Raw genomic sequence first — 15,237 nt, 5'->3', positions numbered from 1 at the left:
GCGAGGTCCCGCATGACGTCCAGGACGTCACCCACCAGCTCGGGGTCGAGCGCCGAGGTGGGCTCGTCGAAGAGCATCAGCTTGGGCTCCATGGCGTGAGGAGTGCCCTTCCGCGTGCTCGGGGTCAGGAGCCGGTGTTGACGCTCGCCGTGGCGACCGCTCCCGTGCCCGCGCCCCACTTGTCGAGTGCCTTCCGGTAGGAACCGTCGGCGATGATCGCCGCCAGTGCGGCCTTGAGGGCGTCGCGCAGTTCGGGGTTGTCCTTGGCCACGGCGATCCCGAAGGGACCGGCCTCGATCTGGTTGCCGACGATCTCGAACGCGTTTCCGCCGTCGGCCTTGAGGGCCAGGTAGGCGGCCACGGGGTAGTCGTTGACCCCGGCGACGGCGCCGCCCGCCTTCACGCGGGTCTGGGCCTCGGCATCCGTCGGGAAGGACTCGATCGCGACGGCCGGCTTCCCGGCGGCCTCGCACTCCTTGGACCGGGTCTTGACCACCTCCTCGAAGGTGGTGCCCCGCTGTACGGCGGTCTTCCTTCCGCAGAGGTCGGCGATGGACCTGATCTGCTGGGGGTTGCCCTTCTGGACGTACACGACGGAGCCCGCGACGAAGTAGTCCACGAAGTCGACGCCGTTGCCGGTCTTCTGTCCCTTGTCGTCCAGGCCCTGCTGGCGGGCCATGGTGTCGCTCATCGACGACATCACGACGTCCTGCCGCCCGGAGTTGAGGGAGGTGATGAGGCTGTCGAAGGTGCCGCTCGTGAAGACGAACTTCACACCCAGATGCTTGCCGAGCGCGTCGGCGACGTCCGGGTCGACACCGACGATCCTTCGGTTCTCGGTGAACTCCATCGGGGCGTACGTAGCGTCTGTGCCGACCTTGATGACACCGGCCGCCCGGATGTCCGCGGGCAGCCTGCCGAACAGGGGAGCGTCGCTGTTCGCGGCGCCGGCTCCGTCGCCGCCGGGGCTGCGGCCCGCGTCGGTCCGGTCGCCGCAGGCACCCAGCAGCAGGGCGGCGGTGGTTGCGGCGAGGACGGTGGCGAGCGTCCGTCGGGACGGTATGCGTGCGGCCATGGCTGTGCTCTCTCTCGGGGACGGCGTGCGTGCGGGGGAAGGGAACGCGGGGGGTGAGGGGTGGAACGCCGGGCGTGCCCGGTGGCTCAGGCGACGACGCGCAGGCGCGTTACGCCCCGGTCGAGCGCGCCGCGGACGTGGCCGTTCGGTGCGGTCGCGGTCTGCTGGAGGAAGCGGACGACCTCGGCGGTGATGACTTCGCCCGGCAGGACGTTGGGGATGCCCGGCGGGTACGCCGCCAGCGTGTCCGCCGAGATCCGTCCGACGGCCTCCTGCGCGGCCACGACCCGGGCGGGGCTCAGGAAGGCATCGCGGGCGGTGAGTTTCGTGGCGCCGGGGTCCGGCAGGCGCAGCATGCCCCTGGCGCCGCCCGAGTCGGTGAGCGGGGAGGGCAGGGTGTGCAGTGCCTCGACGAACCGGTCGGTGTCGGGGGCGGATCCCGCGCCGATCACGGCGACGACCGCGGCGTCGGTCGCCACTTCGACCATGATCTGGTGGTCCCGGAAGAGCCGGCGCCTGGCTTCGTGCCCCGTGATCCCGCCGGCGCGGGTGTCGATCGCGATCCGCAGCGGATCGGCGCCGACGATGTCGGGGAAGGCGCGGAACCCGTCGCTCACCACCGTGAAGCGGCCCAGCGCGCGGACGGCGCCCCGCACCCGGTCCGCGGCCTCGATCGAGCTGCCCGTCGCGTCGGCATCGGTGACCAGACTCCTCCGGGCAAGATCCAGCGACGCGGTCAGCAGGGCACTCGCGCTGGTGGACTGCACGAGCCGGAACGCCCGGTCGACGAGCGGTTCGAGCCGGTCCGCGAAGGGCCCCTCCGCCAGGTGGAGCATCGCCGACTGCGTCAGGCTGCCCGCCAGCTTGTGCGTACTGGAGGTCGCCAGGTCCGCGCCCAGGGAGAGGGCGTTCGCGGGAAGTGCGGGGTGGAAGCCGAAGTGCGCTCCCCACGCTTCGTCGACGATCAGCGGAACGCCCGCGGCATGGGCGGTGTCCGCGATGGCGCGCACGTCGGCGACCGCTCCGAAGTAGCTCGGGGAGACGATGTACACGGCGGCCGCGTCCGGTGTCCGCTCGAGCGCCGCCGCCACGTCCGTGGCGGTCACACCGTGGGCGATGCCCTGCTCCGGGTCGACGGACGGCTGGACGAAGACGGCGTTCATGCCGGACAGCACCAGCCCGTCGATCACGCTGGAGTGCACACTGCGCTGCACGACGAGCGTGCGCCCCAGAGCGGGGGCGACCATCGAGGCGATCTGGTTGCCCTGCGAAGCGCCGTTCGTCAGGAACCAGGTGCGCCGCGCGCCCCAGGCCTCGGCCGCCAGCTCCAGGGCCCGGTCCAGCGGGGTGTCCGCGCCGAGGTCGATGCCGTCGAGCAGCGGCGGGAAGTCCAGGGCCGTGATCCGCGGGCCGAAGAAACCGGCGAGGTCCGAACCGGGGGTCGCGGCGTGGCCGGGGACGTTCAGCCTCAGCCAGTCGCGTCCGGCATGGCACAGCACCGCCTCGGCGTACGGGGCACACAGCTGGCCGGCGCCGGGACCGGAGGGGGACTGGGTGCGCTGATCGGTCGTTCTCATGTTCACCCCGGGAGCGTGACAGTCCCCGCGGCATCGAAGAAGGGTGGACTTTTCGTTACCCCTCCATAGGATGTCTATATGCTCGACGTCAGGCATCTCCAGGTGCTGCGCTCCATCGCGCAGGAGGGTTCGCTCGCCGCCGCCGGCCGTGCACTGCACTACAGCCAGCCCACGATCACCCACCATCTCGCCGCCCTGGAGGCCCACTTCGACGCCCGGCTCGTCCAGCGCGGACCGCGCGGCGCCACGCTCACCGAACTGGGCGAAGCCCTGCTGCCGCACGCCGAGGCCGTGCTCGAACGACTGCGTCAGGCCGAGCTGGAGGTGCGCAGCCTCGCCGAGCGCGGCATGCGCACGCTCCACATCGGCACGTTCCCCACGGCGGGGGCCCTGCTGCTGGCGCCCGCGGTCAAGCGGCTCCACCAGCAGGGGGTCCACATCTCGCTCACCGAGGGCGAGCTCCCGCTGCTGCTGCGCGGCTTGCGGGCCAAGGAGCTCGATGCCGCCCTCGTCTTCTCGCAGCCGGGCGAGCGCCTCGACCTCGACGAGGACTTCGAGGTCCACCCACTGCTGGCCGATCCGCTCCTCCTGGTCATGCCGGAGGACCACCCGTGCGCACCGCTGGACCGGGTCCCCCTCGGCGAACTGCGGGACACCGCCTGGGTGGGCGCCGCCGACCCCCACGATCCCTGCGACCGCGTGCTCGCCTGGGCGTGCGGCCAGGAGGGGTACGAGCCCCTGCACGTGATGCGCACCGACGACTACGCGGTGGTCCAGGGCCTCGTGGCGGCGGGGACGGGCGTGGCCCTCGTCCCGCGGCTCGCCCTCGGACATCCACGACCCGACCTGGTGGTACGGCCGCTGGCCCGCCCCGACCTGGCCCGGGAGATCAGTGTCGCCGTACTGCGGTCCACCTCGGCCGGCGCCGCCCAGGAGCTGATCGAGGCGCTGCTGGAGCAGGCCGCCCTGATCACGGAGCGCTGGGCCGCGGCCTGACCGTGCGGCCGCCGCTCACCCACTCACCCGCTCACCCGCACAGCCCAACGGGCGCGGGTTCGGGGTCGGCCCTACGCTGAAACGGCAACCCGCCGACACGCCCGTGATCCCGCGGCCGGCGTCCGGCGCGCCCGGCTCAGTTCAGCACCGAAAGGCGGTTCCGTTATGGCCACCAGGTCTGACGCCCCCGTTCTCGACACGCTCGCCGCGATGACCATCGACTCCGTCGAGCACTGCAACATGGATGAGAAGACGCTCATCACCACCCGCATCGCCGCCCTCGTCGCCATGGACGCGCCGGCCATCTCCTACCTCGCGCACATCAGCCCCGCGGTGAAGGCCGACTTCACCGTCGAGCAGCTGCAGGACGTGCTCGTCGCCATCGCCCCCGTCGTCGGCACGGCGCGCGTCATGTCCGCCGCGGGCCACATAGCCCAGGCGTTCGGGGTCGCCATAGCCATGGTCGAAAGCGAGGCCGAAGCCATGGCCGCCGCCGAGGCCGAGAGCCGCAGCCACTCCTGATCCACGCGGCAGGGGGCTGTCAGCCCCACCCTGTCAGCCGATTCCCACCACGACCGGGCCGCCGGCCCGGTCGACCCGGCCCGTCCACCCCGGCGGCAGCCGCAGCGACCGCGAGGGCGACACCCGGCCCGGGAACCGCCGCCGCCACAGCAGCCGGCCGTCCTGGGCGACCGTCACCGCGGGGCCGGTCAGCGGCTCCCCGGAACGCAGCAGCAACGGCCGACCCGCCACGTCCGTGAGCCGGTTCGGCGCCACCCACACCAGCGGAGCCCGGACCGTCAGCGGCGGACCGGGCTCCGGCCACGCCGCACCCGAGAGGCGGGCCAGGACCGGGACCGCGGCGGCGGCGCCCTCCGCGGCCGCGGTGGCGGCGCGTTCGACTCCGTGGAGGGCGTTGCCGACCGCGAAGACCCCCGGTACCGACGTACGGAAGGACGCGTCCACGGCGGGACCACGGGTCCCCGGGTCCAGGGCGACGCCGCCGCGGCGCGCCAGCTCGTGGTCGGGGATCCAGTCGCCGGTGAAGACCACCGTGTCGCAGGCGAGGATCCCGCAGCGGCCGTCCCGGTGGCGCACGGCCACGCCCGAAAGGCGGCCCCGGCCGCGCAGTTCTCCCACCGTCGTGCCCGTGAGCAGCGGGACTCCCGGTACGGCGACACCGCGGGAGAGCTCCGTGACCACGGCCACCACCTCCGCGCCCGCCCGGCGCAGTGTGCGTACCGCGTGACGGGCCACCGGCTCGGCGCCCACCACCACGGCCCGCCGGCCGACGTCCTGCCCGTACAGATGGACCGACTGCTGCAGCTCCCCGGTGGTCAGCACACCCGCCGGCCGGGACCCCGGCACCAGGCGGGCGCTGCGGGGGCGCTCCCGGGCTCCCGTCGCGAGCACGACGGCCCGGGCCGTGATCCGCTCCAGGCCCGCCGGGCTCGTGGTCTCCAGGGACAGCGGACCGGCCCAGCCGGTGGCCGAGACCCCGGTACGGACCGAGGCCCCGGCCGTCACCGCCGCCCCGGCGGCCCGCCGCGCGTACTCCGGTCCCGTCGACCAGGGGCGTACGGGCCCCCCGAACCCGCCGTGACGGCAGTGGCGCGGCATCCCGCCCGCGTCCTGCTCGCGTTCCAGGACCTCGACACGCCCGGCACCCGCGCGCGCGAGGCGGGCGGCCAGCGCCAGACCGGCGGGACCGGCGCCGACGACCAGGACGTCGACCGTGCGGTCGCCGGTCACCGGCGGGCCTCCTCGAACAGTGCGCGGACGGCGGCCCCGCAGTGGAAGCCCTGGCAGCGGCCCGCCCGTGCGCGGGTGCGCCGCCGCAGGCCGTCCGGCGAACCGGGCGGGACGGTCTGGGCCAGCGCGTCGCGGATCTCCCCGCGGGTCACGCGCTCGCAGTGGCAGACGATCCGGCCGTACTCGGGGTCCCTCGCGATCAAATCCGCATCGCGGTAGGGGCGGAGGAACGCCTCGCCCAGGTTCGGCATCCGCACCGGCTCGGGATCCCGGGCCCCCGTCACCGGCAGACCGCCGTCCGCGAGCAGTTCCACCACGTGGGCGGCGATCGCCAGCGAGGCGGTCAGCCCTGTCGAGCGGATGCCGCCCACCGTGACGTACCGCTGCGCGGGGTGGGCCCGGATCGCGTAGTCGTCGTCGCCGGTGGCCGCCCGCAGGCCGGCGTACACGGCGGTGACCTCCTCCTCCAGGAGGGCCGGCAGGATCCGTCGGCCCTTCTCCCGCAGCAGTGCGAGCCCCTCGGCCGTCGATCCGGTGTCCGTCCTGTCGTCCAGGTCCTCGGCGGTCGGCCCGAGCATCACGTTCCCGTACACCGTCGGGGACACCAGCACCCCCTTCCCGAGGGCGCCCGGGACCGGGAGCAGGATGTGCCGTACCAGGCCGCGGGCGAGTTCGTCGAAGACGATCAGCTGGCCGCGCCGGGGCGTGACGGCGAAGTCCGCGTGGCCCAGGTGCCGGTCGATCCCGTCGGCGTACAGACCCGCCGCGTTGACCAGGTACCGGGTGCGCAGCGGGCCCCGGCTCGTGGCCAGGGTATGGACGTCGCCCGAAGCAATGCCCTGTACGAGACAGTTGAGGTGGAGATCGGCGCCGGTGCGCACGGCCTGCGTCGCGTAGGCGAGCGTGGTCGTCCAGGGGCAGATGACGGATTCGCCCGGCACGTCGAGCGCCCCCAGCACCCCGGGCCCGAGCTCGGGCTCGCGGGCCCGCACCTCCTCGGCCGGGGCGATGCGCGCCGCGCGGTAGCCGTTGCGCACGGCCTTGTCGGCGAGGCCCGGCAGTGCGGCCAGCTGCTCCTCGTCCCAGGCGACCAGGAGCGCCCCGAGCGGTTCCACCGGGATGCCGGCCTCGGCGGCGTACGCGGAGAGCAGCCGGTGTCCCTCCCGGACGAGCCGGGACTCCAGGGAGCCGGGCACCGCGTCGAAACCGGTGTGCAGGATGGCGGTGTTGGCCTTCGAGGTGCCGTTGCCGACGTCGTCGGAGGCGTCGACCAGGGCGATCCGCAGGGGGAGCCGGGCCAGTTCGCGGGCGATCGCCGAGCCCACCACTCCGGCGCCGACGACCGTCACGTCGTACTCCCCGCCGGGCAGGGCCCCGCCGGTGGTGACGGTCATGCCGGTCCGTCGCCGAGCAGGGCCGACACCGCGGCGCGGAACCGGGCCCGGCGCTCGGCCGCCTCCGCCGCGCCGGCCCGCGGCTCGTAGACGGCGGACGGCTTCCACTCGGGCACCGCCTCGGCGACGGTGAGCGAGGGATCGAGCCCGAGCCGGGCGACGGCGCCCACGCCGAGCGCGGTGACGTCCGGCAGGGACGACACCTCGACGGGGATCCCCAGGAGATCGGCCTGGGCCTGCATGAGCAGCGCGGAGCGGGTCAGCCCGCCGTCGACGCGCAGGGCGGCGAGCGGGGTGCCCAGGTCGGCGGCGACCGCGTCGGCGAGCTCCGCCACCTGGGCGGCGACACCGTCGCACAGGGCGCGCACCAGGTGCCCCGCGGTGGTGTCGAGGCCCAGGCCGGTGACCGAGCCCCGCACGTCACCGCGCCACCACGGAGCGGCGAGCCCGGCGAGCGCGGGGACGAAGGTGACGCCGCCGGCGTCCGGGACGCTCCCGCCCACGGTGTCGATGTCCGCGGCGCCGGAGATCACCCCGAGATCGGTGAGCCACCGCACGGCGGAGGCCGCCGTGTACACCTGCCCGTCCAGGCAGTAGCTGGTCCGGCCGGCGAGCCGCCAGGCCACACAGCCGACCAGTCCGGAGGTACTGCGCAGGGGGCGCGGGCCGGTCTGCGCGAGCAGGAACGCGCCGGTGCCGTAGGTGCACTTGGCGGTGCCGGGCTCGGTGACGCTCTGGGCGAGCAGCGCGGCCTGCTGGTCGACGAGCAGCCCCGTCAGGGGCAGTTCGGGCCCGAACGCGGTGGTGGTCCCGACGCGGGTGTCCGCGTCGACGACCTCCGGCAGCCGCTCGCCCGTGAGCCCGAAGGCGTCGAGCGCGGCGTCCGACCAGCGGGTGGAGTCGAGGTCGAGCAGCTGGGTGCGGCCGGCGGTCGCCGCGTCGGTCACGAACGCCCCGGTGAGACGGTGTACGAGCCACACGTCGCTGGTCGTCACGACGCCGCGCCGGGTCAGGTGGCGGCGTATCCAGGCCATCTTGGGGGCGGCGAAGTAGGGGTCGAGCGGCAGACCGGTCGCCTCCCGCAGCGCCGGCGCGTGCGGGGCCAGTTCGGTGCAGAGCCGTTCGGCGCGCCGGTCCTGCCAGACGATCGCGTCGGTCAGCGGCTCCCCGCTCACCGGGTCCCAGGCGAGAACGGTCTCGCCCTGGTTGGCGAGGCCCACCGCCACCACGGGCTCACCGGCCGCCGCCAGCGCGGCGCGTCCGGCGTCGACGACCGATTCGAGCAGCTCGCCGGGGGTGACCTCGACCCGGCCGCCCGGCAGGTGGCGGGGCCGTACCGGGGCGGATCCGGAGCCGATGACCCCGCGTACCGGACAGACGACCAGCGCCTTGGTCCCCGAGGTGCCTTGATCGACAGCGAGCACCGGGCCCGTCATCACCACTCCGTTCCTGGTGTCGCCGTGAGCGAACGTCGGTCGGAAGCCTTCACCAGCGGAGGTCGCCCGTCAAGATCGGCCCGTGTCCCGCTCCACGGTACTGACGCGTCATCACATGGACTCCGTGGCTTGATACTTGCGTTCGAACAAGAATCTGGATGCGCACGCTCCCAATCGCTCTATAGTGATCGCCGATCAACGGGCAGCGACATTGACCGCGGGTCAACGGCGGGGGTTCGCCGAACAGTTCTCGCATCGTTCACGCATCCCTGGCACCGGGCACGGCTGCAGCGCGGCAGCCGACGGCCGGACCGACCCACACCATGCGATCCGAGGACTGATGATCACGACCACCGCAGAACGCGTCCGCCCGGGCCGCCGCCGCCCGTCGACCGGGACGAGGTGATGGCGGGCAGCGATTTCCGGCCCGTCTACCACCCGGCCGGCCACGACAAGGAGCTGCGATCCGCCGCCCAGGACCTGCGCACCGGCCGTTGGGTGTCCATGGCGCGCCTGCTCGAACGCACCGACGGCTGGGGGCTGTGGACCCAGCGTACCCAGGTCCTCGCCGCCATCTCCGCCGGATCCGACGTGGTCCAGGCCTGGCGGGCCGAGGAACCGCACAGCGTCGCCGCACTCGTGATGCACGCGCGCGTCACCGTCGAGCGGGCCGTCCGCGCCCACCGCGCCCGGCACCCCCGCACCCGCGAGCTGTGGCAGGAGGCCTGGGAAACCTGCCGGGAGACCGCCGGCATCAGCCCCGCCGACCCGGTGCCCTGGGTCTGCCTGCTGGCCCTCGCCCTCCTCGACGAGCACCGCCAGATGGCCGAGCACCGGATCGCGCCCCCCGGCCCGATGCTGCCCCCCGGCCCCTGGGGCATCCTCGCGGAGGCCGACAAGCGCGACCCGCACAACCGCGAGGCCTACCACCGCATGCTCCAGCTCGTGTACGCGGGCACGCCCGGACCGCTCTCCGAGGCCGCCAACTTCGTGCACTGGGCGGCCGGTTCCGCACCCCCGGGATCCGCCCTCCATGTCCTGCCGCTCTACGTACGGGTCGAACGCTACCGCCGCGAACGCGGCCAGGAGAGGGCCCTCGACCTGCACTGGGTCGCCGAGGACGCCGTCCGCGACGCCCTCCACGCCCTGGACACCTGGTTCCTCCACGCCGACCTGCCGCACGCCTCCCCGCTCGATCTGAACCAGCTCGCCCACGCCCTGTGGGGCGCCCTGCAGTTCGACGAGGCGGCCCGGGTCTTCGACTCGATCGGTCCGTACTGGACCACGCTGCCGTGGGCCCACCGGACCCGCGACCCGGCCGACCGTGCCCTGGCCGAAGAGGTGTTCCTGCAAGCCAGGTCCCGGAGCCTGGCCGGCCGGAACTGACCCCCGCCTCCTGCCTGCCCCACGGCACGGACCGCCCGCTCCACCCGCACCCCCCGGCTCCACCCACACCCCCAGGCTCCACAGACCCCCGGAGGTACCGCCGTGTCCCGAACCGAATGGGCCGCCCGCCCGGACCGCAAGGCCCCACCCCAGCAGGACGAGGAACGCCGCCTCCGGGAACTCGGCTACCAGCCCGTCCTCGCCCGCCGGATGGGCGGCTTCGGCAACTTCGCCATCAGCTTCTCCGTCATATCCGTCCTCTCCGGCTGCATGACCCTGTACGGCTTCGGCATGGGCTCCGGCGGCCCCGCCGTGATGCTGTGGGGCTGGGTCGGCGTAGGACTCTTCGTCCTCTGCGTGGGACTCGCCCTGGCCGAGGTGACCAGCGCCTACCCCACCTCCGGGGCCCTCTACTACATGGCCGACCGGCTCGGCGGACGCCGCTGGGGCTGGTACACGGGCTGGCTGAACCTGCTCGGCCTGCTCGGCGCCATCGCCGGAATCGACTACGGCGCCGCCCTGTTCACCGGCGCCTTCCTCAACCTGCGCTTCGGGTTCGTGCCCACCCCCGGCTCGACCTTCCTGATCTTCCTGTGCATCCTGCTGCTGCACGCCGTGCTCAACCTCTTCGGGGTCCGCCTCGTCAGCGTGCTCAACTCCATCAGCGTCTGGTGGCACCTGGGCGGTGTCGCCCTGATCGTCGGCGCCCTGGCCTTCATCCCCGACAACCACCAGTCGGCCTCGTTCGTCTTCACCGAGTTCGTCAACGACACCGGCTGGGCGAACCCGTTCTACGTGGCCGCGGTCGGCCTGCTGCTCGCCCAGTACACCTTCTCCGGCTACGACGCCTCCGCACACCTCTCGGAAGAGACCTCGAACGCCTCCGTCTCCGCCGCCAAGGGCATCGTCCGGGCCATCTGGGTCTCCTGGGTCGCCGGCTTCGCCCTGCTCGCGGGACTCACCTTCGCCATCCAGGACTACGCGGCGGTCCAGGGCAGCGCCACCGGCGTCCCGCCCGCGCAGATCTTCATCGACGCGCTGGGCTCCGGGGGCGCCACCGCCCTGCTCCTGGTCGTCATCGTCGCGCAGCTCTTCTGCGGCAACGCCGAGGTCGCCGCCGCGAGCCGGATGGTCTTCGCGTTCAGCCGTGACAACGCGCTCCCCGGCTCCTCCCTGTGGCGCAAGGTCAGCAGCCGGACCCAGACGCCGGTCCCGGCCGTCTGGCTCGCGGTCGCCGTCGCGGGCGTCCTGGCCCTCCCGTCGCTCTACTCGGCCACCGCCTACGGGGCCGTGACGGCCATCAACGTCATCGGCATCACGCCGGCCTACGCCATCCCGATCTACCTGCGCCTGCGCGCCGGCAACCGCTTCGAACCCGGTCCCTGGAGCCTGGGCCGCTGGAGCAAGCCGATCGGCTGGATCGCCGTCGTGTGGGTCGCACTCGTCACCGTCCTCTTCTGCCTGCCCCAGAAGTCCCCGGTCACCATCGACTCGATGAACTACGCGGTGATCGCCCTGGCGGTGGTCCTGCTCCTGGCCAGCGTCTGGTGGTACGTCGCCCGTCGCTCGTACGGCACCCCGGCGGCCTACGGCAACGCCCGGGAGCAGGCGGAGATCGCAGAGGACATCGTCTGACCCCCGCCCCTGCCCCGCCCCACCCGGCCGCACGCCTCTGCGCACCCGCTTCCCGGCGGGTGCGCTGTGCGTGGTGGGGGCGGGGGGAGCTGCGACGAACCGCAGCGGGGACGTTTCACCCGGCGGATCGGGAGCAGGCGCGTTTTCGACATCCCTCTCCTACGGAAGGAGCAAGCAATGTCCGACGTGTCGCGACTCCCGGGCCGGGCCGAGCACCACTGGGCGTGGCAGACGGAAGCGGCCTGCCGGGGCCTGGGCTCGCGCAGGTTCTTCCACCCGGAGGGCGAACGGGGTGAGGACCGCGCGGCCCGCGACGAGGCGGCCAAGGAGATATGCGCAGGGTGCCCGGTGCAGTCCGAGTGCCTGCGGCACGCCCTGAGCGCCGGAGAGACGTACGGAGTGTGGGGCGGGCTCACCGAAGAGGAACGCCGGACCCGCGCGGCCCGCAGGAGCGTGGGCGCCGCGGCCTGACCATAGCGCCCCTCCCCGGGGCCCGTCGTGCTCCGCCCGCAGGAGCTGCCGGCGCGCGCGCCCCCGCCCGACATGGCGGCGCAGGCGGTGGGCGCCGGGCCCCGCCGGCCTCGTCGGCGAGGTACGGGCTCCACGCCCGCGATCCGGCCGAGCACCGTGTCGGCGGCCCGCGCTCCCATCGGCATCACGGCCGGGCAGCTCATCCGCAACGGCAGGCCCGACGGCGCCGCGCAGTCCCGGGCCGCGAGGAAGCGGCCGTCGTCGAGCCGTACGGTCCGGCGGGTCACGGCCGTCACGCTCGTCCCGGCCCCGTCGAGCATGCCGGCCCCGCCGGTCCGGCCGCGGCCCCGAAGCCCGTCGGATCCGTCCGGGACCGGCCGCAGCCGCCCCGCCTCCTCGAACGCGGGGATCGGGGACCGCGCGGACCAGGTAGCCGTACCCGACGGTGGCCGCGTCCGCGGAGCGATGCCGTCCATCGACGAGAGCGCGCGGTCGAGGAGGCGTTCCGGCGTCCCGTCCCGGCGCCCGGCGGCCCCGTAAGCCGTGGAGCCCGCAGCGCCGCAGGTCCGCCGTGGGTAGGGTCGGAGAACCCGATCAAGGAGGACCACCATGGTGAGCATCGTCATCGCGCAGACGTCGGCGGACGACGAGCAGAAGGCGTACGACATCGCGCGGGGCGCGGTGGAGGCACGGCTGACGGCCCGGGCCGACGTGGAAGCGCGGATGACCGCGTTCTACCGGTGGAAGGGCACCGTGCGCCACGAGCGGGAGTACCGGGTCTCGTTCCAGACGACCACGGAGAAGGTCGCGGAGCTCGAGGCGTGGGTGCACGAGCAGCAGCCGCACGAGGTGCCGCAGTGGATCGTGCTGCCGGGCGCGCGGGCGTCGGAGGAGTGCCTGGCGTGGGCGGTGCAGGAGACGACCGCACAATAGCTTCGGCTCCGGTCGCCCGGACGTCGGACGCCGGACGCCGGAGGCCGGGCGTCGGGCCGTCGTGGGGACCGGAACTCGTGCACACACCGCACACCCGAGTGATGAGGAGGATTTGATGAGCACGGCCGACGAGGGACGGCGGTGGCCGGACGAGGTGAGCGTCGACAATGCGAGGACGACGCTCCTGATGCTCCTCGCGCGGGCCGGAGTCCCTGCCGGTGACGCCCGGGAACTGATCGGGCTCGTGGAGGCGGGTGCGCTCGCCCTCGCGTACGAGGAACTGAGCGGCGCGGAGCCGAGCGCGCCGGCGGACAAGGGCGAGGCGTACGCGTCCGGTCGGCTCGACGGTGCCGGCGACCTCCTGGAGCAGCTCGGCGCTCTTGCCGAGCGCGCTCTGCTGCAGGTCGTGGGGGCGGACGACCAGCAGGGCCCGTCCGCGCAGCGCCCGAGAGCCAGACGCATGGAGGTGGAGCGGGCCCGAGTGGCGATCACCTCTTCGTACCTGTCGTTCACCTCGGTCTCGGAGCTGGACCCGGAGGTGACCGAGGAGGTGCTGGTCGCCGTCCTCGGCACGATGACGCCCCGGCAGCGCGCCGGGTACGCCGGGGTGCTGGCGGAATTCGCCGCCACCCACCGGGCCCGGCTGGAGCGGCTGTTCGCGGAGTTCGGACCGGGCAGCGGCATCACGGTGCACGGTCGCTATTCGCTGATCCACTCCGCCACGAGCATCGCCGTGCTGGAGCGGCTCGTCACCGCACCGCAGCAACTGTGGGAGGAATGGAACGCCGCCGAGCTGCCGCCCGCGTGGCTCGACGGGCTGACGTCCGCCTGGAACGCCCCGGCCTGACCGGGGCCGGGCAGGGAGGTCCCGGCGGACCGGACGGACAGCAGGGCCGGCGGACCGGGGTCCCATGGACTCGGGACTCGCCGCACTGCTGGGCGAATCCGCCTTTGCCGGTCCGCCTACAACGTGGGAGGACCCGTGGGGACGGAAGTGTCGGCATGCCGGAGTTCGGCGAGCAGTTCACTCTGTCCCACCAAAAGCTCGGTGAGGATGCGCCGCGCGGCCCTCAGGAGTTCCGCCACATCACCACCGGCAAGTGCGTAACTGACCGTGGAGCCGTCACGGATGGATATCACGATGCCGGACCGGCGCAGTACCGCGAGCTGTTGCGAGAGATTGGACGGCTCGATCTCGATCTCGTTCAGCAGCTCGCGCACGGGTACGGGGCCGTTCTGAAGCAGTTCAAGTACGCGGATCCGGACGGGATGTCCGAGCATCCGGAAGAACTCCGCCTTGGCCTGGTACAGCGGGACCTGCATGTAGCAACGCTCCTACCCGGGTTCTGACCCTTGGACGGGGGCGGCATTCGGCCCTGCCGGATCCCCCGGTGACCATCACCAGACATTCTCCTGTACCCCGGCCCCGCGCCACCATTCGCTGCCCACATTCAGATGTGCCGAGTTGAAGATTTCTTCAACTTATGGACATGCGGAGCCGGGATGCAGGTGTGCGGCTACAACTCCAGATCCGCTTCGATGCGCTTGAGCTGGTGCCGCGCCATGGCCAGATTCGACTTGGCCTTGTCCAGCACGATGTAGAGGAACAGACCATTACCTCCTCGGCCCTTGAGCAGCCGGATGAGGTGGTACTGGCTGCCGAGAGTGATCAGTACGTCCTCGATGTCCTCCTGGATGCCCAGCATTTCCATCGTGCGTGTCTTGGCCCGGATCACATCGGTGTTTCCCGCCGCGGCGACCGTCAGATCGAGGTCCTTTCCGCCGCCCAGCGTTCCTAGGGCCATGCCACTCGTGTAGTCGACCAGCGCCGCTCCCACGCTCCCCTCGATCGAGGTCATCGCCTCTTTCAAGGACGTCTCTACGTTGACCATCGCTGCACGCTCCTCGTCTCTGTACGGTCCCGGCCGGCTTCACCTCTGCGACCGGGTAGGTTCGAGGACGCTACTCGGCGGCCGGCGGGGGCGTGGGGAAGATCGGAGATTCGGCGGAATCTGATCCTTCTTGCGCTAGAGTGCGAGCCCGCGACCACCCGGCCGCCCACAGGGGGTCGGTGGGTGATCGCAGGCCTGCCCCTACTCCGCCGTCCTCTTCAGGGCGTTGAGCCAGGAGACGAGCGATCCGTCCAGCGCGGCGGCGAGATTGTCCCGGTCGGCGTCGATCGGCGCGCCCGACCAGGACTCCCGGGTGCGGACCACGACGCCGTCGCCGTCCTCGGTGAACGTCCATTCGTGCACGCCGGTGATGCCGTGCGCGGGACCGCCCCACAGGATGCGGTGCGGGGCCTCGACCGCGTAGACGGTGGAGTCGATGGACAGGCCCGCGGTCACCCAGTGGAAGGTGGTGCCGGGCTCGACGGGGCCGTCCAGCCGGGCCTCGGTGATGTCGGTCTGCCAGTCGGTCCAGAGACCGATCCCGGTGTGCAGCTGCCAGACCCGTTCGAGGGGAGCGGCGATCCGGACGGCGTGGTCGGCGACCACGGGGGCGGTCTCGTCGATGGTCGTGGGGTAGGTCATTTCGGTTCCTCGGGGTGGGGCCCGGGCCGCCGCTGAGGGGGAGTCGGC

General features: G+C 72.9%; 15 protein-coding genes and 1 pseudogene. 7 read left to right on the top strand and 9 right to left on the bottom strand.

Annotated elements, in window-relative coordinates; genetic code table 11:
- The 3 genes and pseudogenes from ACWGE1_RS09695 to ACWGE1_RS09685 all read right to left on the bottom strand — a co-directional run.
- Nucleotides 1–95 (bottom strand): annotated as a pseudogene (locus tag ACWGE1_RS09695) (ectoine/hydroxyectoine ABC transporter ATP-binding protein EhuA); the annotation flags it as partial.
- A 29-nt stretch (nt 96–124) separates the two neighbouring features.
- Nucleotides 125–1,075: an ABC transporter substrate-binding protein gene (locus ACWGE1_RS09690; protein WP_453419978.1), complete on the bottom strand. Its 951-nt coding sequence runs from the start codon at nt 1,073–1,075 to the stop codon at nt 125–127.
- A gap of 86 nt (nt 1,076–1,161) precedes the next feature.
- Nucleotides 1,162–2,652, bottom strand: coding sequence for an aminotransferase class I/II-fold pyridoxal phosphate-dependent enzyme (locus ACWGE1_RS09685; protein ID WP_453419983.1), 1,491 nt, complete (start codon nt 2,650–2,652; stop codon nt 1,162–1,164).
- Nucleotides 2,653–2,730: 78 nt separating this feature from the next.
- On the opposite strand from ACWGE1_RS09685, the gene ACWGE1_RS09680 reads away from it, so the two are divergent.
- The gene (locus ACWGE1_RS09680; protein ID WP_453419977.1) at nt 2,731–3,648 is read left to right on the top strand and encodes a LysR family transcriptional regulator; all 918 of its coding nucleotides are present in this window, start codon (nt 2,731–2,733) and stop codon (nt 3,646–3,648) included.
- A gap of 165 nt (nt 3,649–3,813) precedes the next feature.
- Nucleotides 3,814–4,170: a carboxymuconolactone decarboxylase gene (locus ACWGE1_RS09675; RefSeq protein ID WP_453419976.1), complete on the top strand. Its 357-nt coding sequence runs from the start codon at nt 3,814–3,816 to the stop codon at nt 4,168–4,170.
- A gap of 33 nt (nt 4,171–4,203) precedes the next feature.
- Here the strand turns inward: ACWGE1_RS09675 and ACWGE1_RS09670 are convergent, their stop codons facing one another.
- The 3 genes from ACWGE1_RS09670 to ACWGE1_RS09660 are packed head-to-tail and all read right to left on the bottom strand — an operon-like array spanning nt 4,204 to nt 8,230.
- On the bottom strand, nt 4,204–5,400 hold the full coding sequence (locus ACWGE1_RS09670) for an NAD(P)/FAD-dependent oxidoreductase (protein ID WP_453419975.1): 1,197 nt from the start codon (nt 5,398–5,400) through the stop codon (nt 4,204–4,206).
- Nucleotides 5,397–6,794, bottom strand: coding sequence for an FAD-dependent oxidoreductase (locus tag ACWGE1_RS09665; protein WP_453419974.1), 1,398 nt, complete (start codon nt 6,792–6,794; stop codon nt 5,397–5,399). Before ACWGE1_RS09665 ends, ACWGE1_RS09670 begins: the two co-directional genes overlap by 4 nt.
- Complete coding sequence (locus ACWGE1_RS09660) at nt 6,791–8,230, bottom strand: FGGY family carbohydrate kinase (protein ID WP_453419973.1); 1,440 nt, start codon at nt 8,228–8,230, stop codon at nt 6,791–6,793. Before ACWGE1_RS09660 ends, ACWGE1_RS09665 begins: the two co-directional genes overlap by 4 nt.
- 405 nt (nt 8,231–8,635) lie before the next feature.
- Between ACWGE1_RS09660 and ACWGE1_RS09655 the strand changes: the two genes are divergently transcribed.
- The 5 genes from ACWGE1_RS09655 (at nt 8,636) to ACWGE1_RS09635 (ending at nt 13,502) form a co-directional block, all read left to right on the top strand.
- Entirely contained in the window at nt 8,636–9,616 is a 981-nt protein-coding gene (locus ACWGE1_RS09655) for a hypothetical protein (protein WP_453419972.1), read from the top strand.
- 210 nt (nt 9,617–9,826) lie between these two features.
- On the top strand, nt 9,827–11,251 hold the full coding sequence (locus tag ACWGE1_RS09650) for an amino acid permease (RefSeq protein WP_453419982.1): 1,425 nt from the start codon (nt 9,827–9,829) through the stop codon (nt 11,249–11,251).
- Between the two features lie 177 nt (nt 11,252–11,428).
- Complete coding sequence (locus tag ACWGE1_RS09645; protein ID WP_453419971.1) at nt 11,429–11,722, top strand: WhiB family transcriptional regulator; 294 nt, start codon at nt 11,429–11,431, stop codon at nt 11,720–11,722.
- Nucleotides 11,723–12,331: 609 nt separating this feature from the next.
- Complete coding sequence (gene cutA / locus ACWGE1_RS09640) at nt 12,332–12,655, top strand: divalent-cation tolerance protein CutA (RefSeq protein ID WP_453419970.1); 324 nt, start codon at nt 12,332–12,334, stop codon at nt 12,653–12,655.
- Nucleotides 12,656–12,770: 115 nt separating this feature from the next.
- Nucleotides 12,771–13,502: a hypothetical protein gene (locus ACWGE1_RS09635; RefSeq protein WP_453419969.1), complete on the top strand. Its 732-nt coding sequence runs from the start codon at nt 12,771–12,773 to the stop codon at nt 13,500–13,502.
- 116 nt (nt 13,503–13,618) lie between these two features.
- Here ACWGE1_RS09635 and ACWGE1_RS09630 read toward each other — a convergent pair whose 3' ends face one another.
- From ACWGE1_RS09630 to ACWGE1_RS09620, 3 genes are all read right to left on the bottom strand, one after another.
- Entirely contained in the window at nt 13,619–13,978 is a 360-nt protein-coding gene (locus tag ACWGE1_RS09630) for an ArsR/SmtB family transcription factor (RefSeq protein ID WP_453419968.1), read from the bottom strand.
- A gap of 194 nt (nt 13,979–14,172) precedes the next feature.
- Nucleotides 14,173–14,547, bottom strand: coding sequence for a hypothetical protein (locus ACWGE1_RS09625; protein WP_453419967.1), 375 nt, complete (start codon nt 14,545–14,547; stop codon nt 14,173–14,175).
- Nucleotides 14,548–14,748: 201 nt separating this feature from the next.
- Complete coding sequence (locus ACWGE1_RS09620; protein WP_453419966.1) at nt 14,749–15,189, bottom strand: SRPBCC family protein; 441 nt, start codon at nt 15,187–15,189, stop codon at nt 14,749–14,751.
- Nucleotides 15,190–15,237 lie beyond the last annotated feature (48 nt).

The sequence above is a fragment of the Streptomyces sp. NPDC054932 genome (assembly GCF_053610205.1).
This window is presented reverse-complemented; position numbering and strand designations above follow the sequence as displayed.

Coding starts and splice junctions, on each gene's coding strand:
- cutA (WP_453419970.1), top strand. CDS start 12,332: ATGGTGAGCATCGTCATCGCGCAGACGTCGGCGGACGACGAGCAGAAG.
- ACWGE1_RS09630 (WP_453419968.1), bottom strand. CDS start 13,978: ATGCAGGTCCCGCTGTACCAGGCCAAGGCGGAGTTCTTCCGGATGCTC.
- ACWGE1_RS09690 (WP_453419978.1), bottom strand. CDS start 1,075: ATGGCCGCACGCATACCGTCCCGACGGACGCTCGCCACCGTCCTCGCC.
- ACWGE1_RS09655 (WP_453419972.1), top strand. CDS start 8,636: ATGGCGGGCAGCGATTTCCGGCCCGTCTACCACCCGGCCGGCCACGAC.
- ACWGE1_RS09620 (WP_453419966.1), bottom strand. CDS start 15,189: ATGACCTACCCCACGACCATCGACGAGACCGCCCCCGTGGTCGCCGAC.
- ACWGE1_RS09645 (WP_453419971.1), top strand. CDS start 11,429: ATGTCCGACGTGTCGCGACTCCCGGGCCGGGCCGAGCACCACTGGGCG.
- ACWGE1_RS09675 (WP_453419976.1), top strand. CDS start 3,814: ATGGCCACCAGGTCTGACGCCCCCGTTCTCGACACGCTCGCCGCGATG.
- ACWGE1_RS09650 (WP_453419982.1), top strand. CDS start 9,827: ATGGGCGGCTTCGGCAACTTCGCCATCAGCTTCTCCGTCATATCCGTC.
- ACWGE1_RS09685 (WP_453419983.1), bottom strand. CDS start 2,652: ATGAGAACGACCGATCAGCGCACCCAGTCCCCCTCCGGTCCCGGCGCC.
- ACWGE1_RS09680 (WP_453419977.1), top strand. CDS start 2,731: ATGCTCGACGTCAGGCATCTCCAGGTGCTGCGCTCCATCGCGCAGGAG.
- ACWGE1_RS09625 (WP_453419967.1), bottom strand. CDS start 14,547: ATGGTCAACGTAGAGACGTCCTTGAAAGAGGCGATGACCTCGATCGAG.
- ACWGE1_RS09665 (WP_453419974.1), bottom strand. CDS start 6,794: ATGACCGTCACCACCGGCGGGGCCCTGCCCGGCGGGGAGTACGACGTG.
- ACWGE1_RS09635 (WP_453419969.1), top strand. CDS start 12,771: ATGAGCACGGCCGACGAGGGACGGCGGTGGCCGGACGAGGTGAGCGTC.
- ACWGE1_RS09660 (WP_453419973.1), bottom strand. CDS start 8,230: ATGACGGGCCCGGTGCTCGCTGTCGATCAAGGCACCTCGGGGACCAAG.